The following is a 15,152-nucleotide window of genomic DNA, read 5'->3' on the forward strand; positions in this document are numbered from 1 at the left end:
ATACCCGATGTGCTGCCCGGACGGTGCAGGTCCGGACAAAGCGGATGTGCCCTCTCGCGCGTGACCATCGAAGGTCCTGAGTGACCGAGGTCTTCTGCGAGCCCATTTAGTGACCGGGAACCTGTAGATTGGTTCGTGATGACTGCAACATTGGCGGACCCCGTGTCAGAGGTAGTGCAGGCAGCCGAGCAGCTGCTCACTCGTCGTACCGGGGCGCCGGTCAAACTGGCGGATCCCGTCGACCTCGGGGGCAGTGGCAGGTCGGTCGTTCTCCGGGTGCGGGTCGCCGCGAACCCCTTCTCGTTGCCACGCACACTCGTGCTCAAGCAGGTGCCGCCGTCGCGCGGTGCCGGCCACGTCGACCTCCACGGTTCCGCGACAGACGAGCAGATCGCGTTCCTGCGCGAAGCGGTCTCCTACCAGTTCGCGACCGCCCTCGCCAAGGACCACCGTCCCGGTGCGGAACTGCTCGCGTACGACTTCGCGACCCGGTTGCTCGTCCTGAGCGATCTCGGCGACGCGACCCCTCTCGCGACCCTGATGCGCAGTGGTGACAGCGAGACCGTCGGCAACACGCTCATGGCGCTTGCGCAGGCTCTCGGCCGGATGCACGCCGCGACCGTGGGACGAGAAGAGGACTTCGCGGCGTTGCTGCGCCGCGCCGACGTCTCGCATGTCGCCGACACGGTGTCCGAACAGGCGATCGACGCAGTGCGCGGTGTGCCCGAACTGCTGGGTACCGATTTCGGTCTCACCGTGCCCGATTCGGTCCGGGAACGGGCCGAACGCGCCGCAAAGCTGTTCACCGGCGGTCGTCACCGGGCCTTCAGCCCGTCGGACCTGTGCCCGGACAACATCGTCGTCGGCGACGACGGCGTGCAGTTCCTCGACTACGAGTGGGGAGGCTTCCGGGACGCGACCCTCGATATCGCATTCGCCCTGACGTCATTCCCCCTGTGCGTGTGTGCCGTTCCCATGACCGTGGAGCGGATGCGGGCGATGGCCGACGCGTGGCGCGCCGAGGTCGTCGGCATGTGGCCGCACCTGGCCTACGACGAAGTGCTGGCCGAACGCCTTCTGGACGCGCTGCTGGCGTGCGTCTGGCTCAGCACCCATCTCTTCCTGCCCGAGGACCACGCCCGGATCGCCTCGGTACGCGAGCACGAACTGTCGGTGCCGCGAATCGAAGCGCTGCGTTCCCGCTGGATGCTGCTCGCCGATTTCGCGGCCGACACCGGCCACGACGACGTCGCCGGACATGCGCGCGAGGTGCTCGAACAGCTCGAGGCACGCGAAGCCGCCTGACGCCCACCTGTCCGGGTCACACCGGCGGTACGGGTTCGACGCGTGCGGTGCCGTTCAGCACACGGAAGCCCGCTGCTCGTCGTGCGCCGGTCGACGGGTCGGTACGGTCGCCGAGGAAGAACCATTCCATCTGCACCGCATCCGGGGTCACCTCGAGCACCCCGAAGCCGTGCGAGTCCAGTTCGACGAACCGAACGTGCCGGTTGGTCGACCGCACGACCTCCTCCAGCGCCGGTGATGCCGTGCGCGGCGGGACCCCCAGCAACTCGTCGATGTTGGCCGACGTCACCGACGGCACCACGAACTCGGTGGCGACGGTGCCCGCACCCGGATAGTCGGCCGGATCGGCGGGAATGTCCATCGCCCACGACGTGTGGATATCGCCCGTGAGGAACACGACATTGCGTCGTCCCGCGCCGCTGATCGCGTCGAGCAGACGCCGACGGTCGGCCGGGTACCCGTCCCACTGGTCGGTGCTGAACGGCACTCCGTTCGACGGCGCACCGAGCAGTGCGGTGAGCGCACCGGTCGTGCGCACGTCGAGGGGAGGGAGCAGGAGCGGTGCGAACATCACGGAGTTGCCGACGAGCTGCCATCGAGTCGGAGAACTCGTCAGGCCCGCGGTGAGCCAGGCCATCTGGTCCTTGCCCGTGATGGTGCGGCCGGGCTCGTCGACAGTCTTCCCGTCTACCGGCCGAGCCTGCTCGGAACGGTACGTGCGCAGATCGAGCATCGACAGTTCGGCGAGGTCACCGAACCGGAGCCGCCGGTACAGACGATCGCCTTCCCTCCGGACCGGCATCCATTCGTAGTAGGCCCGGACCGACGCGGCCTTGCGCGCGGCCCAGTCGCCCTCGGTCGCCGGGTCGTGGTTCTCGGCACCGCCCGACCACGCGTCGTTCGCGGACTCGTGGTCGTCCCACACCACGATCCACGGCACGAGGGCGTGTAGCCGCTGCAGATCGGGGTCGGTCTTGTACTGGCCGTGCCGCATCCGGTAATCGGCGGTGGTGACGATCTCGTGCGACGGACGATGCGCCCGTACTTCGGATCCCGTCGAAACGGGGAACTCGCCGGCCGCGTACTCGTACAGATAGTCGCCCAGATGCACCATCGCGTCCAGGTCGCCGTGTGCGGCGAGATGCCGGTACGACGCGAAGTAGCCGCCCTCCCAGTCCGCGCAGGATACGACGCCCAACCGGAGACGCTCGACGTGCGCGTCGGCGGCCGGTGCGGTGTGTGTGCGCCCGGTGGGGGAGACGGCCCCGCCGGCGAGGAAGCGATAGTAGTACTCCGTGTCGGCGGCCAGGCCTGTCGCATCGACCTTCACGGTGTGGTCCGCGTCGGCTGTCGTCGACACCGATCCCGAGGCCACCGTGTCGGAGAAGTCGGCGTCCCGGGCGATCTCCCACTGCACCGTGGTCGCGGGGCCCACGCCCGAGCCGGGGACCGCATCGGGTGTGGGAGTGATGCGGGTCCAGAGGACGATCGCGTCGGGAAGCGGGTCACCGGAGGCCACGCCGTGTGCGAAGACAGGCGAAGCCGCCGACGCGCCGGGAGCGGTCGCCGCGGCCAGGGCAGACGTGCCGGCGACCACCGCGCCGGCTCGCAGGAGTGTTCGACGCGTCACACGAAGTAGGGGCACGGCGTCGATCTGACCATGCCGAGGGTCCCGATTCAGGGCAAACGGCAGATATGCACCGAAATGTCGCCGCTTGTTCACCGGGTACTGCGACCGCGACGGTCGGTGGGAGCTTGTAGCGTCGGAGTGGTGAGTGACGTATTCGGTGCGGAGGATCCTTCGGCAGAACCGGACGCCCTCTTCGAGGCGCCCCGCGCAGAGGAACCCGAACCCGAACCGGAGATACGCCGCGCACCCGCAGCGCCGACCGGGCCCTCCGCTCCGCTCGCCGCCCGCATGCGTCCCGCGAGTCTCGACGAGGTGGTCGGCCAGCAGCACCTGCTCGAACCCGGCGCTCCGCTCCGACGCCTCGTGGAAGGTTCGGGCGCGGCGTCCGTCGTGCTGTACGGCCCGCCCGGGACCGGGAAGACGACGCTCGCGTCATTGATCTCCGGTGCGACAGGCCGGCGGTTCGAAGCGCTCTCGGCTCTGTCCGCCGGTGTGAAGGACGTGCGTGCGGTCATCGATGTGGCGCGCCGCCGCCTCGCCCACGGCGAGCAGACGGTGCTGTTCATCGACGAGGTCCACCGGTTCTCGAAGACCCAGCAGGATGCGCTGCTCGCCGCCGTGGAGAACCGGATCGTGCTGCTCGTCGCGGCGACGACCGAAAACCCCTCCTTCTCCGTCGTCGCTCCGCTGCTGTCGCGCTCGCTGGTGCTCCAACTGCAACCGCTCGGCACCGAGGACATCCGGCAATTGCTCGAACGCGCCCGCGTCGACGAACGCGGACTCGGTGGCGTGGTGGACATCACCGACGACGCGCTCGATCACCTCGTACGTCTCGCAGGCGGCGACGCGCGACGCGCGCTCACCGCGCTCGAGGCGTCCGCCGAGACGGCGTCGGACCGGGCCGGCGACGGCGACGCCGTCATCGATCTGTCCACGGTCGAGTCGAGCATCGACAGGGCCGCGGTGCGCTACGACCGCGACGGCGACCAGCACTACGACGTCGCGAGCGCGTTCATCAAGTCGCTGCGCGGCTCCGACGTCGATGCCGCCCTGCACTACCTGGCGCGGATGATCGTCGCGGGGGAGGACCCCCGCTTCATCGCCCGGCGCCTGATGATCCAGGCCAGCGAGGAAGTGGGAATGGCCGACCCCACCGCGTTGCAGACCGCCGTCGCCGCATCACACGTCGTGCAGCAGGTCGGGATGCCCGAGGCTCAGCTCGCTCTCGCCCAGGCCACCATCCACATCGCGACAGCCCCCAAGTCGGGTGCTGTCACCGCTGCGCTGGGAGCGGCGATCGCCGATGTCAAAGCGGGCAAGGCCGGGATGGTGCCCGCGCACCTGCGTGACGGGCATTATCAGGGCGCGCAGAAGCTCGGCAACGCCGTCGGGTACCGCTACCCGCACGACCATCCGGACGGCGTGCTCGCCCAGCAGTACGCGCCCGACGAACTGGTCGGGGTCGACTACTTCCGGCCGACCAACCACGGAGCCGAACGTGAACTGGCGTCGCGGGTGCCGAAGCTCCGCCGCATCGTGCGAGGCGAGCGGTAGGCGGGCGTGACGCCCGTCGTACCGACCGGAAGCCGGTTGCGCCGGGACGTTAAGCTGAACGATGGCCGTTTCGCGCGGCCGGCAGGCCACACCGGGCAGTTCCCGGAACCGTCACACGACAAAGGACCATGACGTGCAGACCCACGAGATCCGTAGGCGCTTTCTCGATCACTTCGTGAAGGCCGGCCACACCGAGGTACCCAGCGCGTCGCTGATCCTCGCCGATCCGAATCTCCTGTTCGTCAATGCCGGCATGGTTCCCTTCGTGCCGTTCTTCCTCGGGCAGCAGACCCCGCCGTACACCCGTGCGACATCGGTGCAGAAGTGCGTGCGCACGCTCGACATCGAAGAGGTCGGCAAGACGACCCGGCACAACACGTTCTTCCAGATGGCCGGCAACTTCTCGTTCGGGGATTACTTCAAGGAAGAGGCCATCGCCTTCGCGTGGTCGCTGCTCACCGGCTCCGTCGACGACGGCGGTTACGGCATCGATCCGGAAAAGCTCTGGGTCACCGTGTATCTCGACGACGACGAAGCGTTCGCGATCTGGCGCGACAAGATGAACGTGCCGGAGGCCCGCATCCAACGGCGCGGCATGAAGGACAACTACTGGTCCATGGGAATCCCCGGCCCGTGCGGCCCGTGCTCGGAGATCTTCTACGACCGCGGCCCCGAGTACGGCGTCGAGGGCGGCCCGGAGGCCGACGAAGACCGCTACATCGAGATCTGGAATCTCGTCTTCATGCAGAACGAGCGCGGCGAAGGCCGCTCCAAGGACGACTACCCGATCCTCGGACCGCTGCCGAAGAAGAACATCGACACCGGTATGGGCGTCGAGCGGGTGGCGTTCCTGCTCCAGGGCGTCGAGAACGTGTACGAGACCGATCTGCTCCGTCCCGTGATCGACAAAGCCGCCGAACTGACAGGCGCGGTGTACGGCGCCAAGCACGAGGACGACGTCCACTTCCGGGTGATCGCCGACCACGCCCGCACGGCCGCGATGCTCATCGTCGACGGCGTCAACCCCGGCAACGACGGCCGTGGATACGTTCTGCGTCGTCTGCTTCGCCGGATCGTGCGCTCGGCGCGTCTGCTCGGCGCCGACCGTCCCACGATGGCCGAGTTCATGACCGTCGTCCGCGACACGATGGCGCCGTCCTACCCCGAACTCGCGACCAACTTCTCGCGCATCGAGACGGTCGCGGTCGGTGAGGAGACCGCGTTCCTCAAGACGCTCGGCACCGGCAGCAAGCTCTTCGAAGGGGCGGTCGACGCCGCGAAAGCACAGGGCGAGACCGTGCTCGGCGGAACCGCCGCATTCACCCTCCACGACACCTACGGCTTCCCCATCGACCTCACGCTCGAGATGGCGTCCGAGGCCGGATTGACCGTGGACGAGGACGGCTTCCGGTCGCTGATGGCGGAACAGCGCCAGCGCGCGAAGGACGACGCGCGGGCCCGCAAGCACGCGCACGCCGACCTGACGGTCTACAAGGAACTCCTCGACCGTGGCCCCACCGAGTTCACCGGCTTCGGTGAACTCGTAACCGAGGCGCACGTGCTCGCCGTGATTACCGGGGGCGAACGCCTGCACACCGCATCCGCCGGGCAGAAGGTCGAACTGATCCTCGACCGCAGCCCCCTCTATGCGGAGTCGGGCGGCCAGATCGCCGACGTGGGAACGATTACCGGGCCGGGTCTGAAGATCAAGGTCGACGACGTCCAGAAGATCGCCAAGCAGTTGTGGACGCACAAGGTCACCGTGGTCGAAGGACAGGTGACCGAGGGCGACGCGGTGCTCGTGCAGGTCGACCCCGAATGGCGCAAGGGCGCGACACAGGGCCATTCCGGCACCCACCTCGTGCATGCCGCGCTGCGGGAGGTCCTCGGACCCAACGCCGTGCAGGCCGGTTCGCTCAACAAGCCCGGCTACCTGCGGTTCGACTTCTCCTGGCCCGGTGCGTTGTCGGAGCAGCAGAAGCAGGACATCGAGGTCGTCACCAACGAGGCGGTCGCGGCGAACTACCCGGTCAACACGTTCGTCACCGACCTCGACAAGGCCAAGAAGATGGGCGCGATGGCGCTCTTCGGCGAGAACTACGGCGACGAGGTGCGTGTCGTCGAGATCGGTGGCCCCTTCTCGATGGAGCTGTGCGGCGGCACCCACGTCCAGCATTCGTCGCACGTCGGGACCGTCACGCTCCTCGGTGAGCAGTCGGTGGGGTCGGGTGTGCGCCGGGTCGAGGCCTACGTCGGACTCGATTCCTACCGCCACCTCGCGAAGGAACGGGCATTGCTCGCAGGCCTGTCGTCGACGCTGAAGGTTCCCTCCGAGGAGGTGCCCGGACGCGTCGAGTCGCTGATCGAGCGGCTCAAGGCGGCAGAGAAGGAACTGGAGAAGACGAAGGCGGCCAACGTCGCGGCGGCAGCGGGCACTTACGCCGGCAAGGCGCAGCGAATCGGCGACCTGCTCGTGGTGGCCGAGGCGGCACCCGAAGGCGTCACCGGCAACGACCTGCGCACCCTGGCATCCGATATCCGCGGCCGGCTGGGCTCCGAGCCCGCTGTCGTGCTGCTCCTGGGCAGTGCCGACGGAAAGGTTCCGTTCGTCGTCGCCACCAGCAAGCCCGCGCAGGCGATGGGCATCAAGGCCGGCGATCTCGTCGCGAGCTTCGGACCCGCGATCGGCGGACGCGGCGGCGGCAAGCCCGATATGGCACAGGGGGCGGGCTCGGATCCGTCCGGCATCCGTGCCGCACTCGATGCCTTCCGCGCCCGGCTCAGCGAGCTGGCCGGCTGAGCGTGGCTGACCTGCCGGGCCCGGATCGACCCGGGGCCGACGACCCCGGCCGAGGCCGACGAATCGGGATCGATGTCGGGAGCGTGCGGATCGGGGTCGCTTCGAGCGACCCCGATTGCATCCTCGCCACGCCCGTCGAGACCGTGCCGCGCTCGAAAGACCGCGGTCCCGACGCGCCGGATATCCGGCGCATTGTCCAAATCGTTATGGAATACGAGGCCGTGGAGGTTATCGTCGGGCTGCCGCAGACGCTGCGCGGTGAGCCCGGCAAGGCCGCGAAACTGGCGAGCGACTTCGCTCGCCGCATTCGCAGGCAATTGCCCGACGTTCCCGTGCGCATGGCCGATGAACGTTTCACCACGGTCACTGCGGCGCGTGCCCTCCGCGAGAGCGGGGTGAGCGCAAGGGGCGCGCGGCCGGTGATCGACCAGGCCGCGGCCGTGGCCATTTTGCAGGGTTGGTTGGACGAGCGGAGCGCAGCAGTGAACGAAGCCGACGGAGACCTCGGGGGAAGCCGGTGAACCGGCACGGGCAGTCCGACGACCGTTCCGAACCCACAAGACAGGGGTTGTTCTCCGACCCGTACGCCGGTAGCTACAGGGGACCGGCGGATCGGCGTGGCGAAGGCGACTACCGCTACGACACTCCACCGCAGCAACCGCACCCGACGCGTTCGCCGGACGACGACGAGACGAACGTGCTGCATTTCGAGGAGGGCGCGTTCGACGGTCCGCCTCCCGGTCATGCACCCGGCTCCGGCTATGCGCCCGAGCAGAGCGGACAACGACCCGGCTACGCCGACGACGAATACGCCGACGGGTATTCCTACGCACAGCGCGAGGGGTACCGCTACGACAACACCGGCGATGCCTACGACGACACCGGAGACGGATACGACGGCGACGGCTACAGCCGCCACCCCGCGCCTCGGGACGGGAACAATCCCTACCCCGCAGCCGCCCCGGGCCGCGACTCCGCCGCCGCCCCGCGCGACGAGTACGACGACTACGACGAGGACGACTACGACTCGTCCGCGTACGACGACGAGGACTACGCCGAGACACGCGCAGTACCCGCGGCTGTCGGCGCGCCGTCGCCCCGGGGCAAACGAACCGGAGGCGCCGTCGCCCGCAAGAAGCGCGGACGCATCCTCGGGTCGCTTGCCGCGGCGCTGGTGCTCGTCGTCCTCGTGGGCGGTGGTTACTTCGCCTACACCAAGCTTGCCGGGCCCGATCCCGCACCCGACTTCACCGGGCCTGCCGGGCCCGAGGTCGTCGTGCAGGTGCAGCCGGGAGACACGGCACAGGAGATCGGTACCGAGTTCGTGGACAAGGGCGTCGTCGCCAGTTCCGCGGCGTTCTACGAAGCCGCCGTGCAGAACTCCGGCATGAACGCCCTGCACCCGGGCTACTACCGGGTGCCGACCAACGTCCCGGCGGTCGACGCTGTTACGGCGCTGGTGAGCGGCACCAGCCGCGTGGGCGCATTCGTCGTCTCCGAGGGCCGGCAGCTTCACGACATCCGCGACGTCAATACCGGCGCGGTGCGCAAGGGCATCTACACGCTCATCTCCGAAGCAAGCTGTTACGACGACGGTGGCACGCCGACCTGCCTGACCTACGAGGAACTCGAAGCAGCGGGCGCGAGCCCCGACCTCGAAGCTCTGGGAGTCCCGGAGTGGGCCCGCGAAGCGGTCGCGAACGTCCCCGACCGGGCACGCCAGCTCGAAGGGCTGATCGCAGCCGGAAGCTGGGATATCGACCCGAGCGCCGAACCGGTCGAGGTGCTGCGCAGCCTCGTCTCCGCGAGCGCCGCCAAATACGACGAGACCGGTATCACCGCAGCTGCCGCGAAGGTCGGGCTGACCCCCTACGAACTGCTGGTCGCTGCGTCGCTCGTCGAGCGGGAAGCGCTGCCTGCCGATTTCTCCAAGGTCGCCCGCGTCATTCTCAACCGCCTCGAAATCGGGCAGATGCTGCAGTTCGACTCCACGGTGAACTACGCACTCGACGAAACGGAACTCGCCACCACCGACGCGGACCGGGCACTCGTGACCCCGTGGAACACCTACGCGAGCGTGGGCTTGCCGGCGACACCGATCTCGTCGCCGAGCATCGGCGCCCTCCAAGCGGTAGAGAACCCCGAACCCGGTGAGTGGACCTACTTCGTGACGATCGACGAGAAGGGCACGACCCTGTTCGCGAACAACTACGAAGAACACCTCGTCAACACGCAGAAGGCTCTGGAAAGCGGAATTCTCAACAGTGGCAGATGATCTGAACGCGGTGGCCCGCAGGGCCGCGGTCCTCGGGAAGCCGATCGAACATTCGAAATCCCCGCTGTTGCATCTCGCGGCCTACCGGGCGCTCGGGCTGACGGACTGGACCTACGACCGGATCGAGTGCACCGGCGAGGAACTGCCCGGTCTGGTGTCGGGTCTCGGGGACGAGTGGGTCGGTGTCTCGGTGACGATGCCCGGCAAGTTCGCTGCCCTGGAATTCGCGACCGAGCGCACCGAGCGCGCCGTGACGATCGGGTCGGCGAACACCCTCGTGCGGGTCCCCGGAGGGTGGCGCGCGGACTGTACCGACGTCGACGGCGTCACGGGAGCGCTGCGCTCCGGCGGGGTACGCGACCTGAGGGGTGGATCCGCGGTCGTGGTGGGTTCGGGCGGCACCTCGCGTCCCGCGCTCGTCGGACTGACCGACCTCGGTGTCCGCAGCGTGACGGTGGTCGCGCGCGACGAGGGTCGCGCCCGGGCCACGTTCGATTGTCTCGGGGACGACATCGAGGCCCGGTGGGTGCCGTTCGATGCTCCCGGCCTCGGACAGATGTGCGCGGAGGCGGACGCCTTGGTGAGCACCGTGCCCGCTGTTGCGGCAGCGCCGTACGCCGACGCACTCGCCCGCGCTCCGTACATTCTCGATGCGATCTACGATCCGTGGCCGACGCCGCTCGCCTCGGCGGCGGAGGCCCGCGGGACGGTGGTCATCAGTGGACTGCACATGCTCCTCAACCAGGCGTTCGGGCAGGTGGAGCAGTTCACCGGCCGGCCCGCACCCCGAGAAGCCATGGCGCGCGCGGTGGGGCTGGACTACGCCTGAGACCGGCGGAGGGGTCGCGCAGCGGCACCGAGCACCGGTTACCGGCGACTTACCGTTCGGCCCGCTAGGTTCCCGGGGGTTTCGTCGCGGCCCCGGGCGACCCCGCGCCGCCGGAGGCCTCGGGTTCGCCGGCCGTCATGATCCGGGTGATCGCCTCGCGACCTGCGGGGCTCGGCAGCCCCCAGTCCGTCCGGTAACCGTAGAGTTCGGCGAGGGTCACCGAATGCCGGTTGCCGTCGGCGACTTCGACGTCGTCGGCACCGATCAGGCTCGGATGTGCCACCCCGCACGCCTCGGCCACTTTGAGGACGTCGCGCCGTAGCGCCCGCAGATAGCCGTCGACCCGGTCGGCCTTGGACGGAATATCCAGGCCCCGCTCGAGCCATCGATTGTGGCTGGCGACTCCGGTCGGACAGGTGTCGGTGTGGCACTTCTGTGCCTGAATGCAGCCGAGTGCGAACATCGGTTCACGGGCGACGTTGAGCATGTCGCAACCGAGGGCGAATGCGGCCACGGCATTGTCGGGCATGCCGAGCTTGCCCGATCCGATGAACGTGACGTCGTCGGCGAGGCCTGCTTCGGCGAACTGACGATAGACCCGCGCGAAGCCGCTCCGGAACGGCAACGACACTGCGTCGGTGAAGACGAGCGGAGCGGCGCCGGTGCCGCCCTCGCCGCCGTCGATGGTCACGAAGTCCACGCCCCGCTCGCCGCTGCGCATCGACTCCACGAGCGAGTGCCAGAACGTCGGATCACCCACGGCCGCTTTGATTCCCACCGGAAGGCCGGTTTCCGAGGCGACGCGTTCGACGAAGTCGAGCATGCTGTCGACGTCGTGGAAAGCAGTGTGCCGGGACGGACTGACCACGTCGTGGCCCATCGCGACGCCGCGGATCTCGGCGATCTCGGGGGTGACTTTGGTAGCCGGCAGCAGGCCGCCGAGCCCGGGTTTGGCGCCCTGGCTCAGCTTGATCTCGATGGCCTTGACCGGCGCCGACTCCGTGAGTGCGACGAGCCGGCCGAGGTCGAACCGGCCCTCTTCGTCGCGGCACCCGAAATAGGCGGTACCGATCTGGAAGATCAGGTCGGCGCCGTGGCGGTGATAGCGCGAGAGCCCACCTTCGCCGGTGTTGTGCATACATCCGGCCGACGCGGCTCCCATGTTCAGCGCGGTGACCGCGGCCGAGGACAGGGACCCGAAGCTCATTCCCGAGATGTTGACGAACGAACGAGGCCGGAACGCTTTCGCCCGGCCTCGTGGTCCGCCGAGAATCTTCGCCGAGGGCACCTCGAGTGCCTCACCGCTGTGTGGCGCGCCGGACGCGGGGACCTGTGAGAACGTGCGGTGCTTGATGATCGTGTATCCGTCGGTGTATTCCACATCGTTGTCGGTGCCGAACCCGAAGGTGTTGTTCTCCTGCTTCGACGAGGCGTACACCCATCGGCGCTGGTCGCGGGTGAACGGACGCTCCTCGTCGTTGCGGGTGATGATGTACTGCCGCAACTCCGGTCCGACGGCCTCGAGGAGATGTCGTCCGTGCCCGACGACCGGGAAATTGCGCAACAGCGAGTGCTTCCGCTGCAGCATGTCGTACGACGCCACCGCGGCCAGGGCCGCAGCCGGGATGCCGAGGGCCTTCGACCACTCCATGACCTCACGCTAGGCGGAATGAGTCGTCCTCGTGCCCACTTAACCGTTCGTCTTCTCGGCCGGATGTCGAATCTGCCGCCTATCGTTCGTGTAGTAGATGAACGGCCGGAACAGCCGGCCACCTCGAGAAGGATTCGGCAATGGTCCAGTACCTGCTCAGCATCTATCAGCCCGACGGCGATCCGCCGCCGCCCGAGGAACTCGAGCCGATCATGCGGAAGCTGGAGGTCCTCCAACGCGAACTGCGCGAGGCCGGAGCGTGGGTCTTCTCCGGAGGCCTTCACGCGGCAAGCACGTCGACCGTCGTCCGGGCCGGCGGTCAGGGCGTCGTAACGACCGACGGGCCCTATATCGAAGGGAAGGAACACCTCGGAGGCTTCGACGTCATCGAGGCCCAGGATCTCGACGCTGCACTTGTCTGGGGACGCAAACTCGCCGAGGCCACCACGCTGCCGATCGAGGTGCGTCCCTTGCAGTGGGGATCGTGCGGCTGACTCCGATGTCGGTGACGTCTACACAGATCGAACGGATCTTCCGCGACGAGTACGGACGTGCAGTCTCGGTGCTCACCCGCGTCTTCGGCGACCTCGACCTCGCCGAAGACGCGGTGCAGGAGGCGTTCACCGTCGCGGTGAACCGCTGGCCGGGGGAGGGGATCCCGCCGAGTCCGGCGGGGTGGATCATCACCACCGCGCGACGCCGCGCCATCGACCACGCACGGCGGGAGGTCCTGCGGGACGCGAAACACGCCGACGCAGCGAGGCTTCTCGGCGTGCAGGAGGGCGACGTCCACGACGGTCTCCCCGGACCCGGCCTGCCCGACGACCGGTTGCGACTGATCTTCACGTGCTGCCATCCCGCGCTCGCCCCGGCGACCCGGGTGGCACTGACCCTCCGCCTGCTCGGCGGTCTCGGTACCGCGCAGATCGCGCGCGCATTCCTCGTTCCCGAACCTACGATGGCGCAGCGTATTTCACGGGCCAAGGCGAAGATCCGCGACGCCAGGATTCCCTACCGCACGCCGTCCGCGGCCGACCTTCCGGAACGGCTGGGCGCGGTGCACGCGGTGCTCTATCTGATCTACACCGAGGGGCACACCGCCGGGAGGGGAGCAACACTCGGCGATACCGACCTCAGTGCCGAGGCGATCCGGCTCCTCCGGCAGTTGATCGAACTCCTGCCCGACGACCCCGAAAGCACGGGACTGCTGGCGTTGATGCTCTTCGGCGAGTCGCGTCGCGCCGCACGGACCACCGCCGACGGGCGGATGGTGCTTCTCGCCGACCAGGATCGCACCCGCTGGGACCGGAACCTGATCCGGGAAGGACAGGTCCTCGTCCGGCGCTGCATCGAACTGAACCGGCCCGGTCCGTATCAGCTCCAGGCCGCAATCGCTGCCGTGCACGCCGACGCGGCGACCGCTCCTGCGACCGACTGGTCGCAGATCGTGCAGCTCTACGACCACCTTCTGGCCCTGCATCCCACTCCCGTCGTGGCGCTCCATCGGGCCATCGCCCTCGCGGAGACCGACGGGCCCGAGGTGGCCCTGCGGATCGTCGACGAACTGGATCTCGACCGCTACCACGTCTTCCATGCCGCCCGCGCGGCTCTGCTGCGCCGGCTCGGCCGGCCGCGCGCCGCTGCGGCTGCGTACGCCGGCGCCGCGGCGCGCACCGACAATGCCGTCGAGCGGGCGTACCTTCTGCGCTGCCGCGACGAACTCGCCGCCGGTCGGTAGACGCGACCGTGTGACTCCGCGACCGTGTGATTCCGCGACCGAGTGGCTCCGCGACCCGCGAGCGGACCGATCGTGCGGGGCAGCGGCCACGCTCACAGCCACGGGACCCGCGGGCATCACGTCGGGCAGTCACCGGGACGCCTTCGACTCCGAGAAGCCCGGGGGACTTCGAGAAACCGGTCCGTTTACCTAGAATTATCCCAAAAACAGACTGGAAGAATGTTTCACTGCCCTAATCTCGCATACGAGATAGTTTAACGACGGATTTCCCGACGGGGTGGTGCATGACGATGCTGCAGGACCAGCTACCGGAGGGGCCAAGTTTCCGTCGCGCGACGCCGATCTCCCGAACCGCCCCTCGCACCACATCCACATCCCCGGTGAGAAACCTCAGTACGTTGCCGCGAATCGAACGCAGATCGGAGTCCGACATGACAGATGTACGCCAGCAGAACGGATTTGTAGACGAAGATTCACCGGCGCGATCGGTGGACGCAACCGTCCAAGTCCAAGTCGGGAAGGCGGCACGAATCGTAGACCGGAACATCGGTGACGTCCGCCCCAAGCGGAGCCGAACCGTGCCCGAGGCGACATCCACGGTCAGCTTGATCATCCCGGTCAGGAACGAGGCACGGAACATCGCCTGGGTGCTGGAGCAGATCGCCGACGAGGTCGACGAGATCATCCTGGTCGACGGCAACTCGACCGACGCAACCCTCATCACCGCCAGTCACTACCGGCCCGACATCAAGGTTATCCCCCAGGAAGGTATCGGCAAGGGTAGTGCCCTCAGGACCGGGTTCCTGGCCGCTACCGGCGACATCATCGTCATGATGGACGCCGACGGCAGCATGGCACCCCAGGAGATTCGGCATTACCTGCACTTTCTCACCAACGGATACGACTTCGTCAAGGGCTCGAGGTTCATCGTGGGTGGCGGGTCGCTGGACATAACCCCTATCCGTCGACTCGGCAACCGTTTCCTGCTGCGCGTGTTCAACACGCTCTACGACGCGGAGCTGACCGACCTGTGCTACGGCTTCTGCGCATTTCACCGTCGCTACCTCGACCTGTTGTCCCTTTCTGCACCGGGTTTCGAAATCGAGGCAGAAATGGTGGTGCACGCTATGCAGGGCGGTCTGCGGATCGCGGAGGTTCCGAGTCTGGAAATGCCTCGGCGGTCGGGCAAATCGAACCTCCATGCCATCCGTGACGGGGTCAGGGTACTGCGCACCGTCTTGCGTGGACACGACTCCGGACTCGCCGGCTACCTCGCGCAGGCTCTGTCCCGCGGCAGCGACGCGCAACTCGTCCAGGCTCCTCCGGCCGCCCGATGAACGCGTTCGCCGCGACTTCGCCGCCTCGTGCCC

11 protein-coding genes are annotated in these 15,152 nt (G+C 68.0%); 9 read left to right on the top strand and 2 right to left on the bottom strand.

Translation table 11 applies throughout. The features are described from left to right. The first annotated feature begins 138 nt into the window (after positions 1-138). A complete protein-coding gene (locus ACLQ3J_RS02330) occupies positions 139-1,305 on the top strand; it encodes a kinase (protein WP_169621784.1) in 1,167 nt (388 codons plus the stop codon). A 16-nt stretch (positions 1,306-1,321) separates the two neighbouring features. On the opposite strand, the gene ACLQ3J_RS02335 is transcribed toward ACLQ3J_RS02330, so the two are convergent. Beyond that, positions 1,322-2,935, bottom strand: a complete 1,614-nt coding sequence (locus tag ACLQ3J_RS02335; RefSeq protein WP_296550798.1) for an alkaline phosphatase D family protein — start codon at positions 2,933-2,935, stop codon at positions 1,322-1,324. 141 nt (positions 2,936-3,076) lie between these two features. Between ACLQ3J_RS02335 and ACLQ3J_RS02340 the strand changes: the two genes are divergently transcribed. The 5 genes from ACLQ3J_RS02340 to ACLQ3J_RS02360 all read left to right on the top strand — a co-directional run bounded on the left by ACLQ3J_RS02340 (position 3,077) and on the right by ACLQ3J_RS02360 (position 10,393). Next, positions 3,077-4,489, top strand: a complete 1,413-nt coding sequence (locus ACLQ3J_RS02340) for a replication-associated recombination protein A (protein ID WP_169621786.1) — start codon at positions 3,077-3,079, stop codon at positions 4,487-4,489. Between the two features lie 133 nt (positions 4,490-4,622). Beyond that, positions 4,623-7,289, top strand: a complete 2,667-nt coding sequence (alaS, locus tag ACLQ3J_RS02345) for an alanine--tRNA ligase (RefSeq protein WP_169621787.1) — start codon at positions 4,623-4,625, stop codon at positions 7,287-7,289. A 2-nt stretch (positions 7,290-7,291) separates the two neighbouring features. Further along, entirely contained in the window at positions 7,292-7,810 is a 519-nt protein-coding gene (gene ruvX, locus ACLQ3J_RS02350) for a Holliday junction resolvase RuvX (protein WP_169621788.1), read from the top strand. Between the two features lie 47 nt (positions 7,811-7,857). Continuing rightward, positions 7,858-9,564: an endolytic transglycosylase MltG gene (gene mltG / locus ACLQ3J_RS02355; RefSeq protein ID WP_206038672.1), complete on the top strand. Its 1,707-nt coding sequence runs from the start codon at positions 7,858-7,860 to the stop codon at positions 9,562-9,564. Next, positions 9,554-10,393, top strand: coding sequence for a shikimate dehydrogenase (locus ACLQ3J_RS02360; RefSeq protein ID WP_169621790.1), 840 nt, complete (start codon positions 9,554-9,556; stop codon positions 10,391-10,393). The genes mltG and ACLQ3J_RS02360 overlap by 11 nt, the downstream gene beginning before the upstream one ends. A gap of 64 nt (positions 10,394-10,457) precedes the next feature. Here the strand turns inward: ACLQ3J_RS02360 and ACLQ3J_RS02365 are convergent, their stop codons facing one another. Continuing rightward, a complete protein-coding gene (locus ACLQ3J_RS02365; RefSeq protein ID WP_425902047.1) occupies positions 10,458-12,044 on the bottom strand; it encodes an FMN-binding glutamate synthase family protein in 1,587 nt (528 codons plus the stop codon). A gap of 140 nt (positions 12,045-12,184) precedes the next feature. Here ACLQ3J_RS02365 and ACLQ3J_RS02370 point away from each other — a divergent pair, with 140 nt between their 5' ends. The 3 genes from ACLQ3J_RS02370 (at position 12,185) to ACLQ3J_RS02380 (ending at position 15,119) form a co-directional block, all read left to right on the top strand. Beyond that, positions 12,185-12,538, top strand: a complete 354-nt coding sequence (locus tag ACLQ3J_RS02370) for a YciI family protein (RefSeq protein ID WP_169621792.1) — start codon at positions 12,185-12,187, stop codon at positions 12,536-12,538. A gap of 5 nt (positions 12,539-12,543) precedes the next feature. Next, the gene (locus ACLQ3J_RS02375) at positions 12,544-13,782 is read left to right on the top strand and encodes an RNA polymerase sigma factor (protein ID WP_425902277.1); all 1,239 of its coding nucleotides are present in this window, start codon (positions 12,544-12,546) and stop codon (positions 13,780-13,782) included. 431 nt (positions 13,783-14,213) lie between these two features. Further along, complete coding sequence (locus tag ACLQ3J_RS02380; protein WP_296550796.1) at positions 14,214-15,119, top strand: glycosyltransferase family 2 protein; 906 nt, start codon at positions 14,214-14,216, stop codon at positions 15,117-15,119. Positions 15,120-15,152: the final 33 nt, after the last annotated feature.

Origin of the sequence: Rhodococcus sp. DT1 (genome assembly GCF_049844875.1) — a bacterium.
Taxonomy (GTDB): Bacteria; Actinomycetota; Actinomycetes; order Mycobacteriales; family Mycobacteriaceae; genus Rhodococcus.